Annotated in this window: 26 protein-coding genes; 13 read left to right on the top strand and 13 right to left on the bottom strand. The window is 56.1% G+C overall.

Annotated features, from left to right (window positions below; genetic code table 11):
- The first annotated feature begins 39 nt into the window (after positions 1–39).
- The 5 genes from HMJ29_RS00220 to HMJ29_RS00200 all read left to right on the top strand — a co-directional run bounded on the left by HMJ29_RS00220 (position 40) and on the right by HMJ29_RS00200 (position 4,625).
- Complete coding sequence (locus tag HMJ29_RS00220; protein WP_171589588.1) at positions 40–1,464, top strand: ATP-dependent DNA helicase; 1,425 nt, start codon at positions 40–42, stop codon at positions 1,462–1,464.
- Positions 1,465–1,592: 128 nt separating this feature from the next.
- The gene (locus HMJ29_RS00215) at positions 1,593–2,267 is read left to right on the top strand and encodes a hypothetical protein (protein ID WP_244678979.1); all 675 of its coding nucleotides are present in this window, start codon (positions 1,593–1,595) and stop codon (positions 2,265–2,267) included.
- A 271-nt stretch (positions 2,268–2,538) separates the two neighbouring features.
- On the top strand, positions 2,539–3,081 hold the full coding sequence (locus tag HMJ29_RS00210) for a DUF1573 domain-containing protein (RefSeq protein WP_171589587.1): 543 nt from the start codon (positions 2,539–2,541) through the stop codon (positions 3,079–3,081).
- A 603-nt stretch (positions 3,082–3,684) separates the two neighbouring features.
- On the top strand, positions 3,685–4,380 hold the full coding sequence (locus tag HMJ29_RS00205; RefSeq protein ID WP_216634079.1) for an alpha/beta hydrolase family protein: 696 nt from the start codon (positions 3,685–3,687) through the stop codon (positions 4,378–4,380).
- Between the two features lie 53 nt (positions 4,381–4,433).
- Positions 4,434–4,625 carry a hypothetical protein gene (locus HMJ29_RS00200; protein WP_171589586.1) on the top strand — a complete coding sequence of 64 codons (192 nt, stop codon included), beginning with the start codon at positions 4,434–4,436 and terminating at the stop codon, positions 4,623–4,625.
- 6 nt (positions 4,626–4,631) lie between these two features.
- On the opposite strand, the gene HMJ29_RS00195 is transcribed toward HMJ29_RS00200, so the two are convergent.
- The 5 genes from HMJ29_RS00195 to HMJ29_RS00175 form a co-directional block, all read right to left on the bottom strand.
- Positions 4,632–5,009, bottom strand: a complete 378-nt coding sequence (locus tag HMJ29_RS00195; protein ID WP_171589585.1) for a DUF423 domain-containing protein — start codon at positions 5,007–5,009, stop codon at positions 4,632–4,634.
- A 97-nt stretch (positions 5,010–5,106) separates the two neighbouring features.
- Positions 5,107–5,772, bottom strand: a complete 666-nt coding sequence (locus tag HMJ29_RS00190; RefSeq protein WP_171589584.1) for a YggS family pyridoxal phosphate-dependent enzyme — start codon at positions 5,770–5,772, stop codon at positions 5,107–5,109.
- 466 nt (positions 5,773–6,238) lie between these two features.
- Positions 6,239–7,288, bottom strand: a complete 1,050-nt coding sequence (locus HMJ29_RS00185; protein WP_171589583.1) for a vWA domain-containing protein — start codon at positions 7,286–7,288, stop codon at positions 6,239–6,241.
- A 107-nt stretch (positions 7,289–7,395) separates the two neighbouring features.
- Positions 7,396–8,337 (bottom strand): hypothetical protein, encoded by a 942-nt coding sequence (locus HMJ29_RS00180; protein ID WP_171589582.1) that lies wholly within the window; start codon positions 8,335–8,337, stop codon positions 7,396–7,398.
- Positions 8,330–9,232 (bottom strand): DUF58 domain-containing protein, encoded by a 903-nt coding sequence (locus HMJ29_RS00175; protein ID WP_171589581.1) that lies wholly within the window; start codon positions 9,230–9,232, stop codon positions 8,330–8,332. Before HMJ29_RS00175 ends, HMJ29_RS00180 begins: the two co-directional genes overlap by 8 nt.
- Before the next feature lie 38 nt (positions 9,233–9,270).
- On the opposite strand from HMJ29_RS00175, the gene HMJ29_RS00170 reads away from it, so the two are divergent.
- The gene (locus HMJ29_RS00170; protein WP_171589580.1) at positions 9,271–9,636 is read left to right on the top strand and encodes a DUF4296 domain-containing protein; all 366 of its coding nucleotides are present in this window, start codon (positions 9,271–9,273) and stop codon (positions 9,634–9,636) included.
- Positions 9,637–9,641: 5 nt separating this feature from the next.
- Here HMJ29_RS00170 and HMJ29_RS00165 read toward each other — a convergent pair whose 3' ends face one another.
- From HMJ29_RS00165 to egtB, 6 genes are all read right to left on the bottom strand, one after another.
- A complete protein-coding gene (locus HMJ29_RS00165; RefSeq protein WP_171589579.1) occupies positions 9,642–9,974 on the bottom strand; it encodes a tRNA-binding protein in 333 nt (110 codons plus the stop codon).
- Positions 9,975–10,191: 217 nt separating this feature from the next.
- Complete coding sequence (locus HMJ29_RS00160; protein WP_171589578.1) at positions 10,192–10,761, bottom strand: DUF922 domain-containing protein; 570 nt, start codon at positions 10,759–10,761, stop codon at positions 10,192–10,194.
- Between the two features lie 177 nt (positions 10,762–10,938).
- Positions 10,939–12,315, bottom strand: coding sequence for an MATE family efflux transporter (locus HMJ29_RS00155; protein WP_171589577.1), 1,377 nt, complete (start codon positions 12,313–12,315; stop codon positions 10,939–10,941).
- A gap of 113 nt (positions 12,316–12,428) precedes the next feature.
- Positions 12,429–13,520, bottom strand: coding sequence for a pyridoxal phosphate-dependent aminotransferase (locus HMJ29_RS00150; protein WP_171589576.1), 1,092 nt, complete (start codon positions 13,518–13,520; stop codon positions 12,429–12,431).
- Positions 13,521–13,705: 185 nt separating this feature from the next.
- Positions 13,706–14,644: an L-histidine N(alpha)-methyltransferase gene (gene egtD, locus HMJ29_RS00145; protein ID WP_171589575.1), complete on the bottom strand. Its 939-nt coding sequence runs from the start codon at positions 14,642–14,644 to the stop codon at positions 13,706–13,708.
- A gap of 163 nt (positions 14,645–14,807) precedes the next feature.
- Positions 14,808–16,103 (bottom strand): ergothioneine biosynthesis protein EgtB, encoded by a 1,296-nt coding sequence (egtB, locus tag HMJ29_RS00140; protein ID WP_171589574.1) that lies wholly within the window; start codon positions 16,101–16,103, stop codon positions 14,808–14,810.
- A gap of 255 nt (positions 16,104–16,358) precedes the next feature.
- Between egtB and HMJ29_RS00135 the strand changes: the two genes are divergently transcribed.
- From HMJ29_RS00135 to HMJ29_RS00105, 7 genes are all read left to right on the top strand, one after another.
- Positions 16,359–16,610, top strand: a complete 252-nt coding sequence (locus HMJ29_RS00135) for a KGG domain-containing protein (RefSeq protein WP_171589573.1) — start codon at positions 16,359–16,361, stop codon at positions 16,608–16,610.
- Between the two features lie 198 nt (positions 16,611–16,808).
- Positions 16,809–17,891 carry an o-succinylbenzoate synthase gene (locus HMJ29_RS00130; protein WP_171589572.1) on the top strand — a complete coding sequence of 361 codons (1,083 nt, stop codon included), beginning with the start codon at positions 16,809–16,811 and terminating at the stop codon, positions 17,889–17,891.
- Between the two features lie 307 nt (positions 17,892–18,198).
- On the top strand, positions 18,199–19,314 hold the full coding sequence (locus tag HMJ29_RS00125) for an aspartyl protease family protein (protein ID WP_171589571.1): 1,116 nt from the start codon (positions 18,199–18,201) through the stop codon (positions 19,312–19,314).
- A 186-nt stretch (positions 19,315–19,500) separates the two neighbouring features.
- Entirely contained in the window at positions 19,501–20,658 is a 1,158-nt protein-coding gene (locus tag HMJ29_RS00120) for a lysophospholipid acyltransferase family protein (protein ID WP_244678981.1), read from the top strand.
- A gap of 117 nt (positions 20,659–20,775) precedes the next feature.
- Complete coding sequence (locus tag HMJ29_RS00115) at positions 20,776–21,720, top strand: alpha/beta hydrolase (protein ID WP_171589570.1); 945 nt, start codon at positions 20,776–20,778, stop codon at positions 21,718–21,720.
- 208 nt (positions 21,721–21,928) lie between these two features.
- Positions 21,929–22,435, top strand: coding sequence for a phasin family protein (locus tag HMJ29_RS00110; RefSeq protein WP_171589569.1), 507 nt, complete (start codon positions 21,929–21,931; stop codon positions 22,433–22,435).
- Between the two features lie 193 nt (positions 22,436–22,628).
- On the top strand, positions 22,629–24,320 hold the full coding sequence (locus tag HMJ29_RS00105) for an ABC1 kinase family protein (RefSeq protein ID WP_171589568.1): 1,692 nt from the start codon (positions 22,629–22,631) through the stop codon (positions 24,318–24,320).
- 30 nt (positions 24,321–24,350) lie between these two features.
- On the opposite strand, the gene HMJ29_RS00100 is transcribed toward HMJ29_RS00105, so the two are convergent.
- Positions 24,351–24,860 carry a hypothetical protein gene (locus tag HMJ29_RS00100; protein WP_171589567.1) on the bottom strand — a complete coding sequence of 170 codons (510 nt, stop codon included), beginning with the start codon at positions 24,858–24,860 and terminating at the stop codon, positions 24,351–24,353.
- A 65-nt stretch (positions 24,861–24,925) separates the two neighbouring features.
- The gene (locus tag HMJ29_RS20775; RefSeq protein ID WP_244678984.1) at positions 24,926–25,180 is read right to left on the bottom strand and encodes a hypothetical protein; all 255 of its coding nucleotides are present in this window, start codon (positions 25,178–25,180) and stop codon (positions 24,926–24,928) included.
- Positions 25,181–25,596 lie beyond the last annotated feature (416 nt).

Here is a 25,596-nt window from a genome sequence, read left to right as displayed (position 1 = left end):
GGAAAGGGGCGTAGCTTTGTTCTCTTTGAATACGTCCTTATGCTTTCCGTCAGAACTCCCTCCGTCCGCGACTATTTCCCTTACGAACCCACTCAGGATCAGGCGCTGTTGTTTCAGCAGCTGGATTTGTTTCTGAAAGACCAGCTTCCTGGTCGTAAGGCCTTCGTGCTGCGTGGATATGCCGGCACGGGCAAAACCACGGTAGTTAGTGCCCTGGTACAGTGGCTGCACCAAATGGGCCGTAAGTACACCCTGATGGCGCCCACTGGCCGGGCGGCCAAGGTGATGAGCACTTACTCGGGCGTAGGGGCCAGCACCATTCATAAGAAAATTTACCGTCAAACCAGCGGCACGCCCAGCCAGGGCCTCACGTTCCAGCGCCAGCCCAACCGCACCCAGGATACGCTGTACATTGTGGATGAGGCCTCCATGATTTCCGATGAGAAGGCCTTTGGGCAGAACGGCCTCCTCGACGACGTTATCAACTACGTGTTCGAGAAGCCTACCAACCGCCTGCTACTCATCGGCGACACGGCCCAGCTGCCACCCGTAGGGCAGTTGCTCTCCCCGGCCCTCGACCCCGAGCTGCTTAAGCACCGTTTTCGGGCCGATGTGGCTTCCGTGGAGTTGCGCCAGGTTATGCGCCAGGCGGAGCAATCGGGGATTCTGATGAACGCTACGGTGCTGCGGGAAGAGCTCCGGGAGGAGCAGCCCCACATCCAGTTTTTCACCAAAGGGTACCCCGATATCTTCGCCATGCAGGGCGATAAGCTAGAGGATGGCTTGCGCTGGGCTTACAAGAATTTTGGGCACGAGAACAGCACCATCATTTGCCGCTCCAACAAAAACGCCAACCAGTACAACCAGTACATCCGGCGCATGCTGTTTGAGGCCGAAGATGAGATTGAATCGGGCGACTACCTGATGGTGGTGCGCAACAACTACTATTGGCTTCCGAAAGACTCTGAAATTGGCTTTCTGGCCAACGGCGACTTTGTGCAGGTAGTAAAAATCATTCGGCGCACTGAGGAGTTCGGCTTCCGCTTCGCCGATGCCCGGGTGCGCCTCGTAGACTATCCCGACGAGCCCGACATTGAGGTAAAGCTGCTGCTGGACACTCTGCACACCGACAGCCCCGCCCTCTCCAGCGACCAGAATAAGGCGCTGTATGATGCGGTAAATGAAGATTACGCTCACCTCACCACCAAAAAGGACCGGACCACTGCCCTGCGCAAAGACCCCTTCCTGAACGCGCTGCAGGTGAAGTTTGCCTACGCTCTTACCTGCCACAAAGCTCAGGGCGGACAGTGGCAGGCCGTATTCGTAGACCACGGTTTTCTGAAGGAAGACATGGTGAACAGTGAGTTTGCCCGCTGGCTCTACACGGCCGTTACCCGCTCCTCGGAGAAGCTTTTTCTGCTCAATTTCAACCCCAAGCTTATCGGTGATGAGCCTACGGAGTAAGGGAAGTGGCCTACAGCTTTGTGAAAGCGACGCTTATACGATAAGTAGGAAAATATAGTTGTTTGAATATTGCTGATTCTGTAGTTTGCTGCAGTATTCACTTTTCACCCACTCTATTCCATTTCGTTATGCTCACCCGTGTATCAACCGTGCGGTTGCTGCTGTGCGCCGCCCTGTTAGCCCCACTAGCGGTAACTGCGCAGACCCGTGAAATTTACACTAATGAAAATTTCAAGGCCCTGGCCGCTACTCATAAGAAACTGGCCGTGTTGCCCTTTGCCGTTAAGCTGGATCTGCGCCCAAATGCCGTAGCCAAAAGTGGCGGCCCAGAAGGTGTAGCCAGACTAGAGGAGACGGAGGGCCTGGACGTGCAAAATGCCCTGCACTCCTACTTCCTGAAGCGGAAGGCAGAAAACGACTTGACAGTAGATATTCAGGACCCAGCGCGTACCAATGCACTCTTGAAGCAAAATAACTTAACGCCGGCTACCATGGCCGCCCTCACGCCGGAGCAGCTAGCCACCATGCTGGGCGTTGATGGGGTAATGACGGGCACCTTCGCCAGCACCCAGCCAATATCAGGCGGCGCTGCTGTTGCCATGACGATGCTGGTAGGAACCAGCGGCGCTACTAACACCGGCAAGCTCACGCTCAACATTCACGATGGTAAATCGGGGGAGCTGCTGTGGAAATATGATAAGAGCCTCTCGCGCGGCCTCGGCAGCGACACCAACTCTATTGTTACCACAATCATGCGCAAAGCCTCGCGCCAGTTTCCTTACTCCAAGGAGTTTGGCAAATAGGTGTTGAGTAGGTAGTATTAAAAAGCGACCAGAGGAAACTCTGGTCGCTTTTGCGTTCTAGGCCACTAATTGTGTTGCCGCGGGCCAGAATACGCGCAAAGGCTGAACCAATACCAGTAAAAGCTGTTAGGCGAGGAAAGCAGAGCTAGTGCCCGTAACAAGTTGGCCTTCACGAGAACTTCATCGGTCTCTGAGAAAAATGGCACTCAACTTGCCACGGCAGCCGAAAACCGTATTTTTGTTTACAACAACGCATTCAACTCCTCCTACTATGAAAAAAGTACTCTTGCTGGCCTTGTCGCTCACCACGATGGGCTTCGCCGCGCAGGCGCAAACGGCTGCCGTGAAGCCAGCCAATGCTCAGACTAAAGTAGCTGGTCCGCAGATCCAGTTTGAGGAAATGAAGTACGACTTCGGCTCCATCAAGCAGGGCGATGTGGTTGACCATACCTTCAAATTCAAGAACGTGGGCACCCAGCCGCTGGTAATTTCCAACATTGGCGTAAGCTGCGGCTGCACCACTCCTAACTGGACCAAAGAACCCGTGATGCCCGGCAAGACGGGTATGATCTCGGCTAAGTTTAACAGCGCCGGCAAAATGGGCATGCAGAACAAAGTTCTCACCATCGAGTCGAACTCAGCGGGCGGAAATGCCATGGTTTCGCTGGTGGGCGACGTGAAAGACTCGGCTTCTGCTGATGCTTCTACGGTAGCTCCGGCCGTAGTTTCGCCTTCCGAAATGGACGCGAAAGACGCCAAGCAGAAGACCAAAGTGAGCGACAGCAAAATCAAAATGAAGAAGAAGTCTTCGTAAGAAGCTCCCTTTATCTGACTTAGAAGGTGGCCTACCGGCTTGGTAGGCCACCTTTTTGGCTTTAAGCTAGCTGGGAAGACTGATTGCCAGCGTGGGGCAGAGGCGAATGCACTCCTGCCAGATACGCCGCCTTCATCTGGTGTTATGGAAGCTGCAACTTGTGTAGCTCGGCTGGGCGGAAGCGGACAGACCTGCGCGAAGTTAACCCGGCGTGCTAATCCAGCGAGTACCCCAGAAGCGCTAGAAGGCCAGGGTAGCTGCCAATACACCGTTGATGAACACCAGGCAAGCAGACCCAGAAAGTATCGGGCTTGTGGGCAGCTCAGCAGGAACGGCACCCAAATAGGTTATAGCCCTGGAAGCAGTTATCGCGCAATAGCGTACTTAGCTGCCTCTTACCACCTCCCCCTTCAAGCATGGCGGAATTTGTAGGCTATTGCACAGTAGTGATAATTGATGCGCAACTGGGACTGACGTTCCCGGTAACGGTGCTGTACCCCACGTATACACCAGCGCAGCAAGTAACGGTTGGGCTCTACCAGCTGAATGTAGCGCCTGATGCCCCAATCATAGCGGAAGCATGTCCGCTCGTGCTGATTTCGCATGGTACCGGCAGCTCGGGGCTGGTGCACCGCAACCTGGCGCACCATCTGGCGCGGCTACGTAGTAGGCCTCCTGGAGCACCCCCACAACAACCGCGATAATGACAGTTGGGCCCACACCCCACAGAACCTAGTGGCTAGGCCCCGCCACTTACAACTGGCTATTGATCAGCTTGCTAATGACCCACGGTTTGCGGCAGTTATTCAGCCCGATAAGGTGGCTATCATTGGACACTCCTTGGGTGGATACACGGCCTTAGCCCTGGTGGGGGGAGAACCCGTAGCCGGCCCCCACGGCACCCCCGATGGGCAACCGCACCGTATCCCGACACCGCCGGCCGATGCGCGCGTGCAAGCGGTGGTGTTGCTGGCGCCAGCTGTGCCATGGTTTATGGCTGAGGGCAGCTTACAGAACGTGCACGTACCGGTTTTACTACTAGTGGGGGAGAAGGATGAGCACACTCCGCTCTCGCATGCTGAAATTATACTGCGCGGCCTGCCCGACATAGCGCCGGTAACGTTTCGAGTGGTTGAAAACGCTGGCCATTTCTCCTTCCTAAGCCCATTTCCGCCGGCTCGCGTGAGCCCGGCGTTTCCTCCCTCGCAAGACCCACCGGGCTTCAACCGGCTGCACTTTCACGAGGAACTGTACCCTGAAGTGCTTGCTTTCTTGTCGCGCTTTCTCTCAGTTGGTTAACAGATGCAATAGCTCGCTAATAAACCTGCCTCAGTGATACGCTATGAATATTTATGGGCCAGAGCACCCAGCTGCACAGTCATCAAGGTCTGATCATTAAAGGCTGCAACTTGTTGCCTGATGCCTGGCTTACCATCAATAGAATGGCGTTACAACGGGAGCTTGGATACCTGCAGTACTTTGCCCGCCTGTTTAAGAGCAAAACATGCCTCACGCCGGCCACATTCCGCTTTTCGGCGCAGTAGAGTGGCCTAGAGCTGGCGCGCTGCCAGGAAAAGGGTAATCCAGCCGGCAATGAGCAGCAGGCCCCCAATGGGTGTAACAGCCCCCAGCTTGGTAAAGCCCGTGAGACAGAGCACGTACAGTGAGCCACTGAATACAAGAATGCCACCCAGCCACAGCCACGCCGTGGTGCCCAGGCCGCGCAGCTCGGGGCGCATGTGATACAGAATGCCAATGGCCAGCAAAGCCAGCGCATGGTAGAACTGGTAGCGCACGGCGGTTTCAAACGTATCAAACCGGCCGGAAGCCTCCAGCATTTTGCGCAGCCCGTGCGCGCCAAAAGCACCAATGCCTACGCCCAAAGCGCCCAGTAGGGCCGCCAGTTGAAGAATGATTCGAGCCGTCATATAAAGGGTGTTTGCTGTCGATGATGAAGCGAGCCAGTTGCTGCTAATAGGCAGCGCTAGGCCAGTATTTGGTTAGGTGGCTACGGACTATAGTGGCCTAGCGGGCACCAAAAATAGCGCTGCCCACTCGAATGAGCGTGCTGCCTTCTTGAATGGCCAGTCGGTAGTCGGAGCTCATGCCCATAGAAACCTCGCGGAACGCTTCATCGTCAGCGAAGTACAAGGCCTTCAGCTTGTCGAAGTAGCCGCGCAATTCCCGAAACTCGCGGCGCAGCTGGTGCTCATCAGTGGTATTGGTAGCAATGCCCATCACGCCGGCCAGGCGCACGTGCTGCATAGCCCGAAACTCCGGTGACTGCAGTAACTCTTCCGCTTCCGCCAATGAAAGGCCGGTTTTCGTATCTTCCTTGGCAATGTGAAACTGTAGCAGACACCGGATTTCACGCTCGTGGCGGGCGGCCTGCTTCTCCACTTCCTGCAGCAGCTTCAGGCTATCAATGCTCTGAATGGTATGCACAAAGGGCGCGATGTACTTCACCTTATTGGTTTGCAGGTGGCCGATGAGGTGCCACTCTACATCGGCGGGCAGCTCGGGCTGCTTGGCGGCCATTTCCTGCACGCGGTTCTCGCCAAAAATTCGGCTGCCCGCAGCGTAGGCCTCTTGTAGCAGCTCTATGGGGTGAGTTTTAGTAACGGCTACCAACTTGGCAGAGGTACCCGTAAGCTCCTGCTGAATACGGTGAATATTATCGGCTATGGACATGGTGTGGTACGCTGATTTTTGAATATATGATGTGCTATTAATTAGATATAATTCTGAAATTAACAAAAGGCATTATTAATAAATATGATACTATAATAAGAGTGAGTAATGCTAAAATTGTTTTCTTGTTCTTAATTGCTCTAGAATCATGTGACCATCTTGATTCTAACGCTTTCACTTTCGATTCTGAGTAATAAAATGAATTTCCTATGTAAAATGACATTATTATGCAAGTCCAGTATATTTTTACCAAGCTATTAGAACTTGAGTTCATAGATATAGATGGGATGTTTATAAATAAAGACAAGTATTTAATGATTAAAATAAATATAAAAGACTCAATCAAACTTATGAATATTAAAGAATACATTCTAGGTGAAGCCAAGAATGTATTTGTCATTCTGTGAAATAAATAATCAAACAGGGTCATTTTTATTTAAAGTAACAGAAGAGTTGAACTGTGGTTTTAATCCTCCAGGGCATTAGTGAGGAAGGTGTTTTTGAGACCCAGCCAGAGCAGCCAGAGTCCCAGAGACCAGAACAGATAAATCCGGTAATAGTCTTTGGTATTGCGGTAACGGGTTTGCTTGATTTCTGACTTCTCGTACCGATTGATGCGCCCGAATACCTGCGTGAGGCCGGCATTATCGGTGGCCCGAAAGAACTGCCCTTCACCAGCCTGAGCAATCTGGCGCATAGTAGTTTCGTCGAGGCGAGTTTCCACGTAGCGCGGGCGGCCATTTGCATCTTTGCCGTAGGGCACTATCCCATCCTGGCCCAGGCCTATGGTGTAGATTTTCAGCCCATAGGCGTGAGCCAGCTGCGCCGCCGTGAGTGGGTCGAGGCTGCCGGCGGTATTCTCACCATCTGATATCAGGATGCACACTTTGGAGGGTGAGCGGGAGTTGCGGAGGCGGTTAGTAGCTACGCCCAGCGCCGTGCCAATAGCCGTACCATCATTGGCAATCATACCCAGGCGGATATCCTGCAGGTTGCCTAGCAGTAGCTCATAATCAGTGGTAAGGGGAGCGAGGGAGTAGGCATCACCAGCAAACACCACCAGCCCAATTCGGTCGCCTTGCCGGCCCGCAATAAAGTCGCGGGCTACGCGCTTGGCCGCCTCCAGGCGGTTGGGCTGCAGGTCCTGCAGTTCCATGGAAGCGGAAACATCTAGTAACAACAGAATGTCAATGCCTTCGCCGGTTTGCACCACCCGCTCATCGGTGCGCTGGGGCCGGGCCAGCGCTACAATGGCAAATCCGAGGCTGAGGGCCAGCACCACATCGGGCAAGAAACGCAGCAGCGTGCTCCAGTCGCGCGGAACCTGCCCTCGCACAAACGCCACGCCCAGCCGTGAGCGACGCCTATGAGACAGCACCCAGCGCACCACAAACAGCAGTGGCACAAACGGCAGCAGAAACAGCAGGCGCGGCTCAGCCCAGGTATAGCTGGCCAGCGTAGCGTAGCGCACACTATCCAGAACGGGGGCGAACAGCTGCTGCCAAAGTTGTTGCATGAGGGAAGCGGAAGAAGCGGAGGGCGCAAAAGTAGTCTGAATCAGCTGGAATCACGGCCGCAGGCATGCGCTCTGTGCTGACCTCAGTGCGGGAAGGGTGAGGTAGGTTAAGGCTGCACCATTTGCGTAACTACGCGCTCATACTGTCGGTCGGCGAAGTTGCGGAGCAGCACGAAGGCCAAATCGGTTTCCGTATCATCCTCCGAAAACTGGTTGCCATAAATAACGCGGTCGGCGAGGCCCAGGGCTAGGCGCACATCGGAGTCGTTTTGGTAGTGAGCCACAATCTCGCGGGTGGTAAGGCTGTTGATGGCGTTGTTTTCGAGGGTAGAGAGGTAGTTCTTCCACAGCGTGATGGCGCGCTCCATGTTGGTAAGTGAGCGGGAAAGCGTGAAACGCTCTACGTGGCGGGCATATTGGGCCAGGAAGTACGTGTGGTTTTTACGCAAGCGGTAACGGCGGTAGCGCAGGCGCAGCTTGCGGCGAAACCCCAGTACCACCCCACCCGCTACTGCGAGCAGTAAAGCAGCTCCCGCCAGCCAGTATGGGTAATTGAATTGTGGCTCTACGGCCCGTAAGCGCAGATCTTGACGCAAGTTGGGGACCTGCCCGGGCACAATAGGCGGCGCAGTGCGCATTAGCCGCAACTGGGCCGGCGCTGAGGCTATAGCCAGCGTATCGCGGCCTTTGAGCACCGTGATGGGCAAGCTCAGGCGCTGCACTGAGTCGAGGGCGAAAGTGCGCAGCCGGTACACGGCGCGGTCGAGGCTGCGGCCTTTGCGGGTGTGGGTAGGAGAGTAGCGCTTGCTTACAAATTCAAACGGCTCGTAGTTAGCCGCCGAATCGGGGAAGATGACCTCCAGACTAGGGGCATGCTCGTAGCGCAGCTCGTACTCCACCAACTCGCCAACGCGGACTGTGGGCCGCAAAAACCGGCCATGGGGCAGGGTATCGGGTGGCGCTTGAGCCATCACTACCAGGCCAGGCGCCAGATACAGGCCTAGCCAAACTGCCCAACGCGTTACGAAGCTCGTGCGGCCCTTACCCACGGCTGCCCCGTTGGTTGCGCCGCCGAAACAGCCGAACCAGCTGCGGAATAAAATCAGTATCGGTAGCAATGGAAAGATATTCAGTGCGGTGCCGCCGGCAGATTTGGCCAATCTGCTCGCGGTTAAGCTCATACGTAGCCCGGTAACGCGCCCGGAATGCCTCAGAGGAAGTGTTAACCCACACCGTGCGGCCAGATTCCTGATCATGAAGCGGAATGATGCCCAGGGGCGGAAACTCCCGCTCCCGCTGATCTAGGAGCTGCAGCACTACCAGGTCGTGTTTGCGGGCCAGCATGGTGAGTTCCCGCTCATAATTGGTATCAATGAAATCGGAAATCAGCAACACAATGGTGCGACGCTTTAACAGGCCTAGCGCCTGCTTGATACCGGCGCCCACCGCCGTTTGGCGGCTTTGAGGATCCAGTGAAAACAAGCGTTTGATGAGGGCATAGGCGTGCCGAATTCCCTTGCCCGGCGGCAGGTATAGCTCTTTCTGATCCGAAAAGGCCAGAATGCCGAGCTGGGCGTCTTGCCGGGCCGCGGCCAGGGCCAGCACCCCACAAATCTCCCGGCCCACGTCAATCTTGCGGCGGTTGGCGGCCCCTACTTGCTGCGAGCCGCTCACGTCGAGCAACAAAAGCACCTGCTGTTCACGTTCTTCCTTGTAGGTCTTCACGAAGGTGCCGTGCCCCTTACTGGAAACGGCCCAGTCAATAGCCCGAACTTCATCACCATACTGATAAAGCCGCACGTCGTCGAACTCTAGGCCAGTGCCTTTAAACACCGAGTGAAAGTCTCCCTGCAACTGTGCATCTACCGCCTTCAGAATGCGGATTTCCATCTGGCGAAGCCGCCGGACGAGGTGCTGAAAGGGAGAAGGAGTGGCAGGATTCATTTGGGCTAAAACTACGCGTTCCTCCTAACTTTGCGACTGTGAAAAATACTTTCCTTTATCTGCTACTAATTCTGGGGGCCTTTCTTGCGGGGTGCCAGAAGCCCGAAGATGTGGCGCCGCCCAGTAAACTACTCCCTCAGGAGAAGATGGTTAGCTTGCTGGTAAACATTCATATTCTGGAGGCGCAGGTAGATGCCTCCGCCCTACCTTCTGACTCCGCCCGAGCCTTATTTCTGCAGCAGCAGAAGGTGCTATTTAAGCGTTATGAAGTCACGGACTCCTCGTTCCGGCAGAGCTACCGCTACTACGCCGTACACGACAAAGACCTGGACGATATCTATAAAATTGTAATTGATAGCTTGGGCAAGCGCGAAAAGAAATTTGGTATAACGCCTGATATGTAAGTCACTTACAGTAGGCGGCTGCCGTTAGGCACGGGTACCGGAAAGGAGGTAAGCACAATGTGCCCTTCCGCATCAGCAACGCCCGTAACCAGCACTTCCGACATAAAATTGGCAATCTGCCGGGGCGGGAAGTTTACCACGCACAGCACCTGCCGCCCCACCAACTCGGCGGGTTGATAATGGTGCGTGATTTGCGCGCTCGATTTTTTCTGACCGATTTCGGGGCCAAAGTCGATGACCAATTGATACGCCGGCTTGCGGGCGGCCGGGAATTCGCGGGCTTCGAGAATGGTACCCACGCGTAAGTCCACGCGCTCAAAGTCAGCCCAGGTGATCATATGGTGAAAGGTGAACTTGTGAATCGTGAAAGTGCGAAGTAATGCATGAAAACGCACGTTGTCCTAAGCAAACAAAGGATCTGCTTACGATAGCACGGGGCGCTAAGCCAGTTGTTCAAGCCTGACAGCATCCTTCGTTTTGCTTAGAATGGCGTGCTTATGGGAATGGGTATTCTGCCATTCACCATTTCGCAATTTCATCTTTCACCCCTTTTACCTATTTCACCGCGAAGGCCTCAAACTGCTGAAGCTTCTGCTGTATTTGCTCTTCCCAGACCTTCTGGCGGGGTTCGTTCAGGCCGTGGTTGGTGTCAACGTCGTACTTTGCTTCTTCGCGCTGCCACTCCAGAAAAGCCAGCTTGGTAATGTTGTTGAAGGCGGGCTGCAGGTGCAAGCAGTCTAGCTTCACAAGGCTCAGCTTCTGGCGTAGCTTGCGGGTGTGCAGCTCCGTGATATCAAAGTGTAGCTGCTCATGACGCAGCAGGTTAGGGCTGGCCGATGCCGCATTGCGCACCCACGACTCATTCGGGACAAAAACGGCTCGTACTTGCGCCGAGAACTGGTAGTCGATACAGCCTACTTTGGCGTCGATGGTAGAAGAAGTAAGGGCCGCCAGGCGGTCGGTATTCGGGCGGGCTTTGAAATCCTCCCAGGTCAGGCGGCGGTCGGCGCGCCACTCAATGGTGGCAGGAGCAGCGGCTGTAGCAACAGCCGGCGCAGGCGAGCCCTGGAACCAGTGGCCTAGAGCGCTTAGCAGGTACAGGGGAAGCGAAAAGGTCGACAGCATCAACGACGAATAAAAGACAAGAAGGCGAATAAGCAAAGCAAAGTGCTGCAAACCAGCAAGAAGGCGAATAAGCAAAGCAAAGTGCTGCAAACCAGCAAGAACCTAGCAACGCTGCAACTCCAGCCCGGAGTATAGAGCAAAACAGGACTTTTCTGGCTTGTTAGCAACTGCAGAATGCTAACGCACGCTAGCTACCACTTCGTTCAAGTGCGCTGTTGCCAGCGTGCGGCTGCGGTGGCGGAAGCGTAAGAGCAGCAAGCCGGCCACCAGCGTGAGGCCTGTCAGCAGGCCCAGCCAAACGCCCGTAGCCCCCAGCCCCAGCGGGAAACCCAGCACGTAGCCCAGCGGCAGCGCGGCGGCCCAGTAGGCCAGTAGGGCTACCACTGAGGGTACCTTCACATCTTCTAGGCCCCGTAGCGCTCCTAGACCTACCACCTGCACTCCATCAGAAATCTGGAAAGCGGCCGCAATAAGTAACAGGGCAGAGGCCTGGGCAATTACGGCGGGGTCGTGGTTGTAATACTGCGGAATGTAGTGGCGGCCCACTATCAGTAGCAGACCCATGGCACTCATGAACAGAAATGTGATGAGGTAAGCCGCGTAGCCGGCGTGCCGGGCTCCTGTGGCATTACCGGCACCGCGCAGGTTACCCACCCGAATGGTGGCCGCTGCCGCAATGCCGCTGGCGGCCATATACGTTACAGAAGCCACATTAATGGCTATTTGGTGAGCAGCCAGCTCGGTAGCGCCCAGCCACCCAATCATGATGGCCGAAAAGCTGAAAGCACCCATCTCAAACATCATCTGCACGCCAATGGGGGAACCGAAGCCGATGAGGCGGCGCAGGCTGCTGGCATCGGGGAGCAGGTTAAGAGCGGCGGCTTCGCGGTAGGGGTGCAGGCGGGCGGCCAGCAGCACATAGGCGGCCATAAGTATAGCCATGAGTGTGCGGGCAATAAGTGTGGCCCAGGCGGCGCCCATCATGCCCAGGTTCGGGAAGCCAAACTTCCCGAATACCATGGCATAGCAAAGAAACGCGTTGAGCAGGTTGGCCTGCACGGAAAGCAGCATAGCCTGGCGCGTAAGGCCCAGCCCTTCAGCAAACTGCTTGAAGCCCTGGAACACCATAAGCGGCAGCAGTGACAGGAATATCACCCGAATCCAGGGGGCGGCGAGGGCAGCCACATCGGGCTCCTGGTGCAAATAGGGGAGGAAGGGAGGCAGCAGTAACCCCAAGCCTCCCAGCAGCACGCCTGCTACCGTGCAGAGCCACACCCCATTTACCAGCAGGCGCCCCAGCGTAGCCACGTCGCGGCGGCCATCAGCGGCGGCCACCAGTGGCGTAATGCCCATGGCCAGGCCCATGCCAAACACCATAACCACGGTGCACACGCTCACGCTCAGAGATACCGCCGCCAGCTCTACTTTACCGGTCTGCCCCACCACCATACTGTCGCAGACGTTGACCAGTACGTGGCCCAGCTGGCTGAGCATAACAGGATACGCCAACGTGAGTGTGGGCCTAAGGTGGGGGCGGAGGGTAGGCAGAAGCATAACAACGACAACGAAAGTGCCGCAAAGGTACCACTCCTCTTTGGGCCAACTGGCGCCCGGTTATAAAATGATCTGGCGTGACCAGGGCTGGCGCCTGAATTCGGGTAGGGCCACTAACTCCGGCGCTGCTCCAACACCCGGGCAATGCGGGCCACTGCTTCACGCAGCGAGCTTTCCGGAACGGCGTAGGAGATACGCATGAAGCCGGGAGCCCCGCAGCTCGTGCCATCTACAACCAGTACTCCTGCTTCCCGGAAGCTTGCCACCAGCTCGGCGGCAGCCTCAGCGGCTGGGAGCTTAGGGTTGAGGTAAGCCCGGAAGTCGGGAAAGACATAGTACGTGCCTTCTGGCTGGGTGGGTGGCACCAGGGGTAGGGCAGCCAGCCCCGCCAGCAGTAATGCACGCGTTGGCTGCAGTTGGGCCAGTAGCCCGGCGGCAATTGCGGGGGCAGCGTGAGTAGCGGCCAATGCGGCGTGCTGATTGGGTGCGGGTACGGCTACGCTGGTGGCATACTGCCAAGCGGCGCAGGCAGCCGCTATGGCCGCAGGAGCCACCAGGTACCCTACACCCCAGCCAATCAGGGCCAGTGACTTCGAGAACCCATTAACTACAACGTGTCGCTCGTGCGGGTCGGCGAAATCAAGGAGAGAGGGCACCGGCTGAGGTCCGAACGTGATTAGATCGTAAATCTCATCTGACACCACGTAGAGCCCCGGAAAGCGCTGGGTTACCTGCAGCAGCGCCGCCAGCTCCTGGTGGCTATACACCCTGCCTGTGGGGTTGTTCGGGTTTGAGAGAAGGAGAATGCGGGTGCTAGGCGTGAGGGCGGCCTCCAGAATTTCGGGTGTGAGGGCAAAATTGCTCTCGGGGGAGAGAGGCAAAGCCCGTACTACTCCGCCAGCGCGCTCAATCAGCTCGCCAAACCCAAACCAATTGGGCAGCGGTAGCAGTACTTCATCCTGAGGGCGCAATAGCGTTTTAAACAGGGCAAACAACGCCGATTTTGCCCCGGGGGTAACCACCACCTGGCTAGCGGTTACGGAAGGAGCGTAGCGCTGAGCCAGGGCTTCGCGCAGTTCAGGCAGGCCTGCGGCATCACCAGCCGGAAGCGGCCCGGCTTCAATAAGGCGTATGGCTGCTTTGGCAGCGGCAGGAGGCACCGTAAAGTTTCCGTAGCCGGAAGCCAGGCTGATTGATTCTTGCATTACTGAAAAGGTGAGGTGCGCTGCTAGTAGTGCTGTGCAGGTGCAAGGTAGTACCAGGCTACTGAGCAACGCAACGCCAAAGAGCTCAGCCCAACCCATACCTATACAAACCGGCCCCAACTACCCGCGCGCCAAGAGTTTGGGCGTAAGTGATTAGGGCCGGTTTCAAGCCGTAAGCAGCAAGGCTAGGCTTTCGGCGTCAGGATAACATCAGAAAAGAACGCCTGGTTGTCGGTGAAGAACTCTTGCATAGCAAAGCCTGCATCAGCGGCCAGCTTCTCAATCAGGGGGCGGGTGAACTTGTAGGAGTTTTCGGTATGAATCATCTCCCAAGCGGCAAAATCCACACTTTCAGCAATAGCGGCCATGTGTACGGTCTGGGCCTTGGTGCTCACCAAGAAAGAGCGCACGGCCCCCGTGAAGGGGTCGTAATCGGTGTAATGCTGCCAGGCAGTCAGGTCAAAATCAGCCTGTAGCTCCCGGTTCAGGCGGCGCAGCAGGTTTAGGTTGAAGGCTGCCGTTACGCCCTGCGCGTCATCATACGCCGCCCGAATCTGGCGTGGGTCTTTCTGCAGATCGAAGCCAATCAGGAGCCGGTCGTCGGAGGTGAGTGGCTGGCGCAAGCGCTGCAAAAAGGCCTGCCGCTCAGCCGGGAAAAAATTACCAATGTTTGAGCCCAAAAAGAGCACTGCCTTACGTCCCGGGCGGGAGGCCATTAGGGTTAAGGCATCGGCGTAATCAGCCACCACTGGCTCCACGGCTAGGCCAGGCAGCTCTGCCTGCAGCGCCGCCGATAAGCCATCTAGCGCGCCCGTGGAAATATCTACGGGCACGTAGGTAAACTGCGCCCCCTGCTCCAGCAAATGACGAAGCAGGATTTTCGTTTTCAGGCCGTCGCCGGCCCCTAGCTCCAGAAGGTAAAACGGCTCGCCGCTAGTAGGGCGCAAGGCGGCACAAATAGCTGCGGCGTGTTCTGTAAGCAACCCAAACTCAGTGCGGGTAGGGTAATACTCTGGCAGCGCCATTATTTCCTGAAACAGCCGGCTGCCCTCATCATCGTAGAAGTACATCGACGATAATGTTTTAAAGGGTTTGCGCAGCCCTTCCCGCACGTGCTCTACCAAAGCGGGGCGGGTGGGGTAGCAACTGTGTCAGGAGATGATGTCATGAGTAAAGAGCTCATAAGAGACGGAACTGGCCTAGAGGGACCATAAGATGTGGGAGAGAGGAGTTAGGGTACGTGAGAGGTGGCCTGGCTCCGTAAAGGGCGAGTGGGTAACCCCAAGGCTAGCGCGCCAACCGAATACCGGTGAACTGCCAGCGCTTATCGGCGTGGAAGAAGTTGCGGTAAGTTATCCGGATGTGACTCTCAGGAGTGGCGCAGGAGCCACCGCGCAATACTAGCTGGTTAACCATAAACTTGCCGTTGTACTCACCGAGGGCGCCCGCTGCCCGTTGGTAACCGGGGTAAGCATGATAGGCAGAGTAGGTCCATTCCCAGACATCGCCCAGCAGCTGGTGGCACTGGGTAGGGTCGGCATCGGGAGCCAGAGGTTGCGGGTCTAGGAGGCTGCTTTCCAGGAAAGTGCCGCCCTGAGGCGTGGCCCCGAAGTGGCGGGCCGCAATTTCCCATTCCTGCTCAGAGGGCAAGCGTAGGCCACGCCACTGAGCGTAGGCATCAGCCTCATAAAAGCTAACGTGCGTTACGGGCGCGGCCAGCTCTATGGGCACCAGGCCATGGTGCGTAAAGCGGTGCCAACCGTTGTCTTGCTTTATCCAGTAGAGAGGAGCCGTCCAGTGCTGGCTCTGCACCAGGTCCCAGCCTTCGCCCATCCAATACCGGAAATTCTGATAGCCGCCGGCTTCTATAAATTCCAGGAACTCTGCATTGGTAACGAGGCGGTTTTGCAGCTCAAAGTCGTCTACGTACACCTTGTGCCGGGCTAGCTCATTGTCGAAACAGAAACCCGTTCCTTCAAACCCAATGGTGTGCACCCCGCCCGGAACGGGCAGCCAAGCCGCCGCCGGTACCGCCGCCACTGCCCGCTGAACCGGCGCTTCTTGGTAAGCAGGCGCCAGCGGGCTGGTGCTCAGAATATACTTAATATCGGTGGCTAGTAGCTCCTGGTGCTGCTGTTCGTGCTGCAGGCCTAGCTCCAGCACTTCCGCAAAGGCGGCGGGTAGTGTGTCTTGCAGTGCCAGCAGTTGCTCCATGTGCTTATCAACGTAGGTGCGGTAGGCATACACGTCGCTGAGCGGGGGCCTGGAAATCGTACCCCGGTCGGCGCGGTTTACGCGTGAGCCCAGGGAGTTGTAGTAGGAGTTAAAGAGAAAGGCGTAGTCGGGGTGGAAGAGCTGATACCCCGGCAGGTACTCACGCAGCAAAAAGGTTTCCCAGAACCAGGTAGTATGCGCCAGATGCCACTTGGGCGGGCTTACATCCAGCATGGGCTGCACTACCGTATCCTCGGGTAGCAACGGGCGGCACAGCGCAACAGACTGGCGACGGATGGCCTGGAAGCGCGTAACCAGTACCTGAGATGTGGCAGCGGCGGTAGAAACCGCGGGAATAGTAGTAGACATAGTGAAGCGGGAAGGGCTTAAACGAGTAACTAGAAACTCAACCATCTGGTTACGAAAGCGGGCAATTAGCGGATTGTACGGAGCTCAGCAATACGGATAGGTATTATTACTGACGAGCTGCTCAGTACTAAGCGGTATTTTACAATAAGGCAAGGGTATTGTCCAGTATTACGGTCATCTTGACTGACGCAAACTCCTGAAAAGGCTGATTATAAGGCCCAGGCTTGCTCTTACGTCCCACTCATAATCACCGCTATGCTGACCAAACGTTCCGCATCTACTTCCGCCCGCCCCGCAAATTCTAATTCCGATAATCCACCCGCAAAGCGCGCCCGCGGCTTTGCCGCCATGGACCCCGCCCAACAGCGCCGTATTGCCAGCGAGGGCGGCCGGGCCTCTCACCAAAGCGGCCGGGGCCACCGGTTTACCTCTGAGGAAGCCCGTGAGGCCGGCCGCAAAGGAGGCCAGGCCAGCCGGAGCCGTAACACCTCTGAAAAGGAGAGCTAGCCCTGGCACTGTAGCTCTACACAATGTTGAAAGCCTGCTGAATGCAGGCTGCGTGCAGCCCTTATACCTCCGTGGTATAGGGGCTGTGTTTCGTTGGGGCCAATGCCAGCCAGCTACTGGCCTACAGCTGACCCGGCCTACAAAACCCTGGTCTCTGCGTACACTTGTATTCTTTCAGCCCACCGCAACCTTACCCGCATGCTGCAACTGAGTACTTCGCGCCGCGTCTTGCGCTTCAACTTCCCGGCTCGCACCTCAAGAGGAGCCCTCACCGAGCATGTGGCGCATTACCTCCACCTCTACGACAGTTCTCGGCCCGACGTATCTGGCCTGGGGGAGGCAGCCCCACTTGCCGGGCTCAGCCCCGATCATCGGCCCGACTTTGATGCTACGCTGGAGGGTTTTTGCCGTGAATTTAACCGGCGCCAGCTGCGGGAGCTGTTACCCGAAGAAGCCGCCGCTTTAGTGGGCCTGGAGTGGCCTAGCTTGCGCTTTGCCCTGGAAACGGCTACGCTAGACTGGCAGAACGGTGGGCGTCGCTGCCTCTACGATAACGCCTTCAGCCGCGGCGAAGCCGGCATTCCCATCAACGGACTAGTTTGGATGGGCGATGCCGCATTCATGCGCCAACAGATTGAGAAGAAGCTAGCGGAAGGATACTCCTGCCTCAAGCTTAAAATCGGGAGCCTAGACTTTGATCTGGAGCTGCAGCTGCTGCGCGAAATACGGGCCGTGGCCGGACCTGAGCGCCTGACGCTGCGGGTAGATGCCAACGGAGCTTTTGCCCCCACGGAGGCGCTCGGCAAGCTAGAGCGCTTGGCTGAATTTGCTCTACACTCCATTGAGCAGCCCATTCAGGCCGGGCAATGGTCGGCAATGGCCGAATTATGCCAGCAAGCAGCAGTGCCCGTGGCACTAGACGAGGAACTGATTGGCGTAACCAATGCCCAGGACCAGGAGGCGCTGCTTGACCAGATCAAACCGGCCTACGTTATTCTGAAGCCTACTTTATTAGGTGGCCTAGGAGCCGCGCTAGAGTGGCAAACGGCCGCCCGGCAGCGCGGTGTGGCATCCTGGCTTACCTCAGCGCTGGAATCTAATGTCGGGCTGAATGCCATCAGTCAGTTTGCCGGCTCCTATGCCCAACCGGGTTTCCCGCAGGGGCTAGGTACCGGGCAGTTGTATCATAACAATGTAGAGGCTCCACTGCACATTGCAAGCGGCGAGCTACGATACGCGCCGCAAGGTACCTGGGAGCCCCTGGTGGCTGATAAGCAGTAAGCTTGTGCGTACAAAAGATTGAGCTGAAAAATAGTATTTCTAGGCCAGGCAGGGAGAAAAATAGGGGCCGGCTGGGATACAGTAAGTGCTTTTTTTAAGTATCTTACCCAGCTTGCACATCTTCCCTATGCCGTTGCGCGTTGTGTTTATATGGCTGTTCAGGGGCCGCGCTAGGGCGGCGTGGTTGAGCCTGCCGCTGGCAGTACTATGCTGCGTGTGGGGGCTGTTAGCTGTGCCGGCAGCTGCCCAGCCTGGGCCATTCCAGTTTAATGACGCACAGGCCAGCAAAGTCCGGATACCCGTATTTATGCAGCGGAATTTAGTGGTTATTCCGCTCCGGCTGAATGGGCAGGGGCCCTTCAATTTTCTGCTCGATACCGGCATCAATACCTCGCTCATCACTGATGCCACCCTGCGCCAACAACTGCACCTGCGTACCAAACAACGGTTCCTGATTGCCGGGGCGGGAGAGGAGGAGCCACTGGAAGGCTTTTTAGTGGATAGCATGCGCGTGGAGCTGACCGGGCTGCACTGCGCATCGCTCCCCATGCTGCTGTTGTCAAACGACGTATTAAACCTGTCGGGGTACGTGGGTATGCCCATTCATGGGCTGCTTGGCGCCGATATATTCCGCAGCTTTGTGGTTGAAATTCGCCCGCAGGAGCAGGAGGTAGTATTCCGCAACCCCGAAACATACCAAGCGCCGCGCGGGCGGCGGTGGGCCCGCATTCCGCTGGATATTGAAGGCAACAAAACCTACGTTACGCTGCCCGTTACGCTCAACGACTCCCTAACGCTGCCCCTGAAGCTAGTGCTTGATACCGGCGCAGGCCATGCCCTTTCACTGGAAACCACTTCCAACGACCAATTAAAGCTACCGGCTCAGCATCTGCGTACCCAACTGGGGCGGGGCCTCAATGGCTACATTAATGGATATCTGGGGCGCATAACTGCGCTGCGCATCGGTCGTTACCGGGTGCCCTCGTTGCTTACTTCATTCCCCGATGCCGCCGACGTAGCCCAACGGGCCGACGTGTTCCGGAACGGCAACCTGGGGTTTGAGCTCCTGAAGCGGTTCGTGGTGATCATTGATTACACCCACAATCGTTTGCTTTTGCGCCCCAACAGTACCTTTCGGCAGCCGTTTGAGCATGATATGAGCGGCTTTGATCTGGTAGCCGCCGGGCCTGAGCTTCGCCGCTACGTAGTGGGGAAAATTCAGCCCGATTCGCCGGCGGAAGTAGCGGGCCTGGAGACCAATGATGAACTGGTTTCCATCAATTTGGTCCCGACGGCCCAGATGAACATGACCCAAATCAACAACATGTTCCGCTCTTACCACAACCGAATGCTGCTGTTGGTACTGCGCCGCCCCTCCGGAAAGCTATATACCACGGCTATCCGCTTACAACGCCAGATTTGAGCGGGTCTACTGACGGAGCACTCGGCCGTTTGTAGCTTGGGCCTGCTGCGAGATACGTTATCCAGCCTGGCTCTCAAAAGTATTGGCCAGCAGACCAAACTCAACCATATCTGTTAGCGGCATACCGGCCTCAGCGGCTAATTACTTACATTTAGAAGCTCCGCCCTTCACTATCCTGCCCGCCCAATGCCCACGGCTTCTCCGCCCACTGCGCTGCCCCAGCCGACGCCCGCCATCTTGGCAAACCAGCACATCTACTCCGATTATTTCGACGACGACTTTGTAGAAACGCTGGATCGGAATATTCTGCAGCTACTGGATAGGGTGTGGTTTCGGTCGAAGCTCGTGGGTTTTGAGGATTTTCCGCAGCGCAACAACCCCGAGCGGCCCCTGCTCTTTGCCTCTAACCACTCCGGCATGGCCTTCCCCTGGGATGCCATTGTGGCCCTCTCGCACATGTGGCGCCGCCTCCCCGACCTGCGCCACCTCCCTAGGCCACTCTCGGCGCCCATGCTCTCGCAGTCGGTGCTGATGAACCCCTTTTTGGTTAAGAACTTCTGGAAGAAAAGTGGCTGCGTGGATGCCACCACGCTCAACTTTGAAACCATGATGTTCTACAACGACCACAACCTGATGCTCTACCCCGAGGGTGTGCCCGGCATCGGCAAGGGGTTCAACCGTAAGTACAAGCTGCAGCGCCTGGCCACCAGCATTGTGCGGCTCGGCATCCAGCACCACACCGATATTATCCCATTCTACACCATCAACGGTGAGTATCTCAACCCCTACACCTATAGCTGGGATTGGGTAAACCGTTTGAGCAAGAAAATAGGGATACCCTTTATCCCGGTGGGTCCCATTCTGCTAATGGTGCTGCTACAGCCATGGTTTTTTTACATGGCATATCCGGCCAAGCTCACCTTTGTGCTGGGCACGCGCATCAGGCCCTATGAGTTGACAAATAAGCCTTTAAACGAGCTCAATCGCACCGACTACGAAGCGCTTTCTGAGCAGGTGCGGCGGCAGATGCAGCAAGAGCTTGACGCAGCCGTGCAGAAGCACGGTCAGCACCCCTACCAGTGGCGGGAGCTATGGCAGCGCATGAAGGAGAACCGGCGGTTCTTTCCGTTTTTTCTGCCTTGGGCCTGGCCCGCGCTATTTCAGGAGTTTGAGCGCCAATACGTGCGCAATGGTCGCCGCGACTTTGACCTGGACCTGCGTAGCCCCGGGGCTTACTGGCGCATGATTTGGCGTAATCCCTTTACCCTCACCTTTTTTATTCCCGTATTAGGATGGATTCCGATTGCCATTCGAGGGTACCGGGGCCATAAGCTGAGCAAATAGCCCTGCAGGTAGTATGTACCCAATGGCGCTACCTGTAGTGCGGCAGCAAAACTGGCCTAGGTAGCCCCAGCTTTAAGTAGCGCTATTAGGGGCGCAGTATGTATTAATCAATTTCCAATGCCTTCCACCCAGCACCTGCTCCTGAAACAACTGCTCACCGCTGCTACCGGCCCCTTAGCAAAGTATCGGCCCCGGCTTGCTACTATGCGGCTGGCGGTGGAGGCCCTCTCTCTGGGGCAATTGATGCCCTGGAACGTGTTTCTTACAGATGTGAATATAGAGGGTATGGCGGCCGAGTGGGTGCGCCCGGCAGGAGCCCCGCCCGAGCGGGTGCTGCTGTACCTGCACGGCGGAGGATACGTGCTGGGGTCTCTTAACAGCCACCGTAGCTTGGTAGGAACCCTGGCGCAGCGCTGCCAGCTTAACGCGCTGGCCATCAACTACCGCAAAGCCCCCGAGTACCCGTTCCCCGCCGCCCTCGACGATGCCCTGCTGGCCTACCAGTGGCTACTTGGACAGGGGCACTTGGCCCAAAACATTCTCGTGGCCGGCGATTCTGCCGGTGGGGGCCTCACGCTGGCCCTGCTACTGGCCCTGCGTGAGGCAGGCCAGCATATGCCTGCTGCTGCGGTAGGCCTCTCCCCCTGGACCGACCTCGTGCTGCCCGCACCTTTGCTGCGGCGCGTGGCACGGGAGGAAAGTCAAGTACTCGAAGCCTTAGAAATACATAACTGGGGCACTATGTACGCGCACCACCTGCCGCTTGCTCACCCGTTGGTGTCGCCGGTAAACGGCGAGCTTCACGGTTTGCCGCCACTGCTGATTCAGATTTCTGACGCGGAGGTGCTCGGGGATGATGTCATGCGTTTTGCGGCCAAAGCACAGGCGGCGGGTGTTCCCATCACGCTACAGGTGTTTGAAGGCTTGGTGCACTGGTGGCACTTGTTCTGGCGCTTTGTGCCGGAAGCCCGCCAGGCGCTTGACCAAGTAGCGGCCTTCTCGCGCCAGGTATGGGCTGATCAACCTCCCACTGCTGGCGCCCAACCAGCCGCCGCGGCGTAGGGCAGTGGTAGGCTACTTAGAGCGGGTGGGTAGTAACCCATTGAATTATATGCAACTATGGTGAAAGAAAAAGTTAACTCTTCTGCTTAACTATATAGTAACCATTTCGTAGGTTTGCTGAAAGTAGTAGGCTTGCATACTACTTTCAGCAAAGCTGTTTACCCTTGCTTGCTACCTGTTTTCCCACCTCCTCAAACCATTCCCTCTTATGGAAGACCTGTTTAAGAAATTCATCAATGCCGGAGTTGGTCTGGTTTCGCTCACCAACGACCGGGTTCAGAAAACCATCGATGCGCTGGTAAAGGAGAGCAAACTATCGGAGCAGGAGGGAGCCCGGATTATGGATGACCTGAAAAAGAACACCGATACCAAGCGCCAGGAGATGGAAAAGCAGTTTCAGGGCTTGGCCTCGCGCCTCATGAAAAGTGCTGGTATTGCTACCAACGCCGACGTGGAGGAGTTGAAGCGAACGGTAAAAGGCGGCAGCAAAACCACTGCCACTGCAGCTAAATCATCAGCTACATCGGCTGCTAAGAAGCCTGCTGCTGCCAGCAAGCCAGCCGCTGCAACCAGCAAAACGGCCGGCACGGCTAAAAAAACTGCCTCTGCTACGGCAACTAAACCAGCCGCAAAAGCCAGCTCAACTAAAAAGCCAGCGGCTAAGCCCAGTGGTAATACTACCTCGGCTGGTTCTTCTGACGGCGGAAACGCCTAGCCCTGCGCTACCAAACAAGAGGAAACCCCGTTTTGCTTCGTGCAGACGGGGTTTCCTCTTGTTTGGTAGCGCATAGTGGCCTGGCGCCTGCATGGCCAAAGGCAGTGGGGGCAAACGAACTAGGCCACTCCTACACCACTGGCCTAGCCTGTTGTTCAGCAGTGTATATTCGTCCGCATAATCTGCGCACTCCATGTTCAAAAACACGATTTCCAACCTTGGGCGTATCCGCCAGGTAGCGGAAGTGCTGATTCGGTACGGCTTTGAAGACGTCGTGACGAACACCGCGCTGCGACGGCTGGTACCCAAGAGCCGTCGGAAATCGTGGCAGGAAGGGGAGTACCCCGTATTCGAAACCACGCGGTGGCAACGAATTCGGATGGTTATTGAAGAGCTAGGTCCCACTTTTATCAAGCTGGCGCAAGCTCTGAGCAACCGCGCCGACTTGCTTCCACAACCCCTCATTGATGAATTTGAGAAGCTGCAAAGCAATGTGCCCCCCTTCCTGGTGGCGCAGGCCCGCCGCATTATTGAGCAGGAGCTAGGCCAGCCGCTTGAGGAAGTATTCCTGGAATTTGAAGAAGAAACGTTGGGCTCGGCCAGTATCGGGCAGGTGCACCGTGCCCGCCTCATGACGGGCGAAGAGGTGGTGGTGAAAGTGCAACGCCCTGATGTGCAGGAAAAAGTGCGCACTGACCTTAGCCTCCTGCGGGAACTGGTGAGCCTCACGGCTCCCTTCCTGCGCAAGCAGGGCCTGGCTAACCCGCAGGATATTGTAGATGCTTTTGAGCGAAGTATGACCAAGGAGCTGGACTATACCTCCGAGGCCCGGAGTATGGAGCAGTTCCGTAAGCTGTACGAGAGCTACGATACCTTCTATATCCCGAAGCCCTACCGCGAAATAAGCACCAGCAAAATATTGGTAATTGAGTACGTCAGTGGCTGCAAAATCACGGATAAGGCTCAGCTGCTGGGATGGGAGCTAAGCCCCGAGAAGGTAGCAGAAACCGGTATGGATATTTACCTGACTCAGATTTTTGAGTTTGGGGCGTTCCATGCCGACCCACACCCCGGCAACGTACTGGTGCAGCCCGATGGCACCATTGTGCTGATTGATTTTGGCATGGTGGGCCGCCTGACCAAACAGCAGAAATATGCGTTTGCGGGGGTGTTCATTGGTATGGCCCGGCAAGACGCCCGCAGCATGGCCCTGAACTTCCGCCGGCTGGCCCTCACGTCGGAAATTCCCGATATGCGCGCTTTCGAGAGCGACCTGGCTCAGCTCATTGATGACTTTGCCAGTCTCGATGTGAAGGAGATGAGCATGTCGGACCTGGCCGATGCGCTGCAGGGCATTATTTACCGCTACAAGCTGCAGGTCCCGGGCGCGGTATTTCTGATCCTACGGGCCCTCGTGATTCTGGAGGGTATTGGCAAGGTATTACACCCTAGCTTCAACACGTTTGACTTTGTGCGCCCGTATGGTGCCCGCATCATCGCGGAGCAGTACTCACCCGAAAACATCCTCAGCGAGGCGCAGTACACCGGTGCCCAACTGCTGGCTCTGCTGCAAACCCTGCCCACTGATTTGCGCCAGATTATGCGCAAAATCTCGCGTGGCGATTTGCGCGTACGCGTTGAGCTGAGCGGCTACCAACTGCTACTGCGCAAAGCTGACCAGCTGGTCAGCCGCTCTATTCTGGCTGCCATTTCGGTGGCTATGATTCTGTTTGCGGGCCTTAGCCTGCTAGGCCACTATCCGGCGGGCCAGATGGGCTACTTCCGCGGCCTGCCGCTTGTGACGTGGTACAGCTTGGGTATTGCGGCCTTTCTGCTGCTGATCCTGTTTATCCTGGGCACTAAGGATGATAGGCGGCGGGAGTAGAAAGCACTCCCAGGCCTGCTCATAATCAGACTACATCTTGTCGTACAGCTTGGCATCTACGTTGAGTGCTTCGGCTAAAAACCGGGTAAGCTTAAGTGCTGTGGCATATTTCTCCGTTTCATAAATCATACTTCCTTGTGAGGAATTTGAAACGGAGAACATAACGATGTAGCGTTTATCTCGGTCGGTACGGATGCGGCCAGGTTTTCCGGATGTAACTAGATCCGAGAAGTACTTCATGGTAATGTGTTGGGTCGCCGGTATTATATCCCAGTCACCAACCCTAAAGCCAAGCGCGGTAGTGAATAGTCGGTATTGGCGGGTGGTCAGAGCTAATTCAATTCCCTCCTTCCTTGTAAAAATTATTACAGCAATACCGACACTAAGTGCTCCGAAGTAAATGAGGCCCGCATATATAAAATAGGCTCCTATGACGGCAAGAATTACGGCTTTTATAATACTAGGCCCTTCCAACAGTAAGGTTGCTGAAGTTGCCTTCTCCCTTGCAGCAGTTCTGGTTAAGCTGGAAACCTTATACAAGTTGATCAGAATTAAGAGGTATAGTTAGGCTGCTGCGCAGTACAATGACGGAGGATTCAAAGCGCTTATAACGACGAGAACTTGTATCCTATCTGTAAAGTAGCAATGCGGTTGCGCAGGGTAGAGGGAATGGAAACTATAGTAAGCTGACTGTATTGCACGCTCACCTGTAAGTCATGGCGTGAAGATAGAGGTACCCACATGCCCAAGCCACCCCCAAACTGCGCATTAAAACGGTCCGATTCGTCTGTGCGGACGTTTTTGTCAGGATAAAATGAGTTAGAGTATTCATCCCGAACGTTGGAATGCGAACTAAACATGTAACCTCCTGCAGCAGTCACATATACGAAAGGGCGTAACTGGCCTGGCTGCCCAAAGCTGCGCCCCAGCTTGCCTTGTAGCACAAGGCTGTTGAGAGTATAGCTTCTTGAGCGCATATCAGTAAATAATGGAGTACCTGTATAAACTGAATATGGCTTATAGCCACCACGTAATTGCTGTAGCGCCAAGCCACTGGATAGCCACCAGCCATTTGAGCGAAGTACATGGAGTTCCATTCCCAGTAGCCCTCCAGGGCGCAGGTCCTGATCTGCTTGACCGGAGCCATCTCCACTGGCTAAGAAAGAGTAGGTCAAGCCTGCATTAATTCCGAAGCTTACTTGAGATGTGGAAGTCTCGGCACGGTTAGGTTTCCAGGCGGGCTCAACGCATTGGTTGTAGCGCCCCACCAAGTTGC

Origin of the sequence: Hymenobacter taeanensis, assembly GCF_013137895.1 — a bacterium.
In the GTDB taxonomy this organism is placed as follows: domain Bacteria; phylum Bacteroidota; class Bacteroidia; order Cytophagales; family Hymenobacteraceae; genus Hymenobacter; species Hymenobacter taeanensis.
Note: the sequence above shows the minus strand (reverse complement) of the source record. Positions and strands in the feature narration are given on the sequence as shown.

Bases quoted from the DNA above. Each gene is read 5' to 3' on its own strand.
- HMJ29_RS00135 (WP_171589573.1), top strand. From the start codon at position 16,359: ATGCTGACCAAACGTTCCGCATCTACTTCCGCCCGCCCCGCAAATTCT.
- HMJ29_RS00160 (WP_171589578.1), bottom strand. From the start codon at position 10,761: ATGCTGTCGACCTTTTCGCTTCCCCTGTACCTGCTAAGCGCTCTAGGC.
- HMJ29_RS00105 (WP_171589568.1), top strand. From the start codon at position 22,629: ATGTTCAAAAACACGATTTCCAACCTTGGGCGTATCCGCCAGGTAGCG.
- HMJ29_RS00110 (WP_171589569.1), top strand. From the start codon at position 21,929: ATGGAAGACCTGTTTAAGAAATTCATCAATGCCGGAGTTGGTCTGGTT.
- HMJ29_RS00115 (WP_171589570.1), top strand. From the start codon at position 20,776: ATGCCTTCCACCCAGCACCTGCTCCTGAAACAACTGCTCACCGCTGCT.
- HMJ29_RS00195 (WP_171589585.1), bottom strand. From the start codon at position 5,009: ATGACGGCTCGAATCATTCTTCAACTGGCGGCCCTACTGGGCGCTTTG.
- HMJ29_RS00165 (WP_171589579.1), bottom strand. From the start codon at position 9,974: ATGATCACCTGGGCTGACTTTGAGCGCGTGGACTTACGCGTGGGTACC.
- HMJ29_RS00200 (WP_171589586.1), top strand. From the start codon at position 4,434: ATGGGCCAGAGCACCCAGCTGCACAGTCATCAAGGTCTGATCATTAAA.
- HMJ29_RS00130 (WP_171589572.1), top strand. From the start codon at position 16,809: ATGCTGCAACTGAGTACTTCGCGCCGCGTCTTGCGCTTCAACTTCCCG.
- HMJ29_RS00175 (WP_171589581.1), bottom strand. From the start codon at position 9,232: ATGAATCCTGCCACTCCTTCTCCCTTTCAGCACCTCGTCCGGCGGCTT.
- HMJ29_RS00190 (WP_171589584.1), bottom strand. From the start codon at position 5,772: ATGTCCATAGCCGATAATATTCACCGTATTCAGCAGGAGCTTACGGGT.
- HMJ29_RS00125 (WP_171589571.1), top strand. From the start codon at position 18,199: ATGCAGCGGAATTTAGTGGTTATTCCGCTCCGGCTGAATGGGCAGGGG.
- HMJ29_RS00205 (WP_216634079.1), top strand. From the start codon at position 3,685: ATGGTACCGGCAGCTCGGGGCTGGTGCACCGCAACCTGGCGCACCATC.
- HMJ29_RS00185 (WP_171589583.1), bottom strand. From the start codon at position 7,288: ATGCAACAACTTTGGCAGCAGCTGTTCGCCCCCGTTCTGGATAGTGTG.
- HMJ29_RS00155 (WP_171589577.1), bottom strand. From the start codon at position 12,315: ATGCTTCTGCCTACCCTCCGCCCCCACCTTAGGCCCACACTCACGTTG.
- HMJ29_RS00150 (WP_171589576.1), bottom strand. From the start codon at position 13,520: ATGCAAGAATCAATCAGCCTGGCTTCCGGCTACGGAAACTTTACGGTG.
- HMJ29_RS20775 (WP_244678984.1), bottom strand. From the start codon at position 25,180: ATGTTTAGTTCGCATTCCAACGTTCGGGATGAATACTCTAACTCATTT.
- HMJ29_RS00215 (WP_244678979.1), top strand. From the start codon at position 1,593: ATGCTCACCCGTGTATCAACCGTGCGGTTGCTGCTGTGCGCCGCCCTG.
- HMJ29_RS00220 (WP_171589588.1), top strand. From the start codon at position 40: ATGCTTTCCGTCAGAACTCCCTCCGTCCGCGACTATTTCCCTTACGAA.
- HMJ29_RS00210 (WP_171589587.1), top strand. From the start codon at position 2,539: ATGAAAAAAGTACTCTTGCTGGCCTTGTCGCTCACCACGATGGGCTTC.
- HMJ29_RS00120 (WP_244678981.1), top strand. From the start codon at position 19,501: ATGCCCACGGCTTCTCCGCCCACTGCGCTGCCCCAGCCGACGCCCGCC.
- egtB (WP_171589574.1), bottom strand. From the start codon at position 16,103: ATGTCTACTACTATTCCCGCGGTTTCTACCGCCGCTGCCACATCTCAG.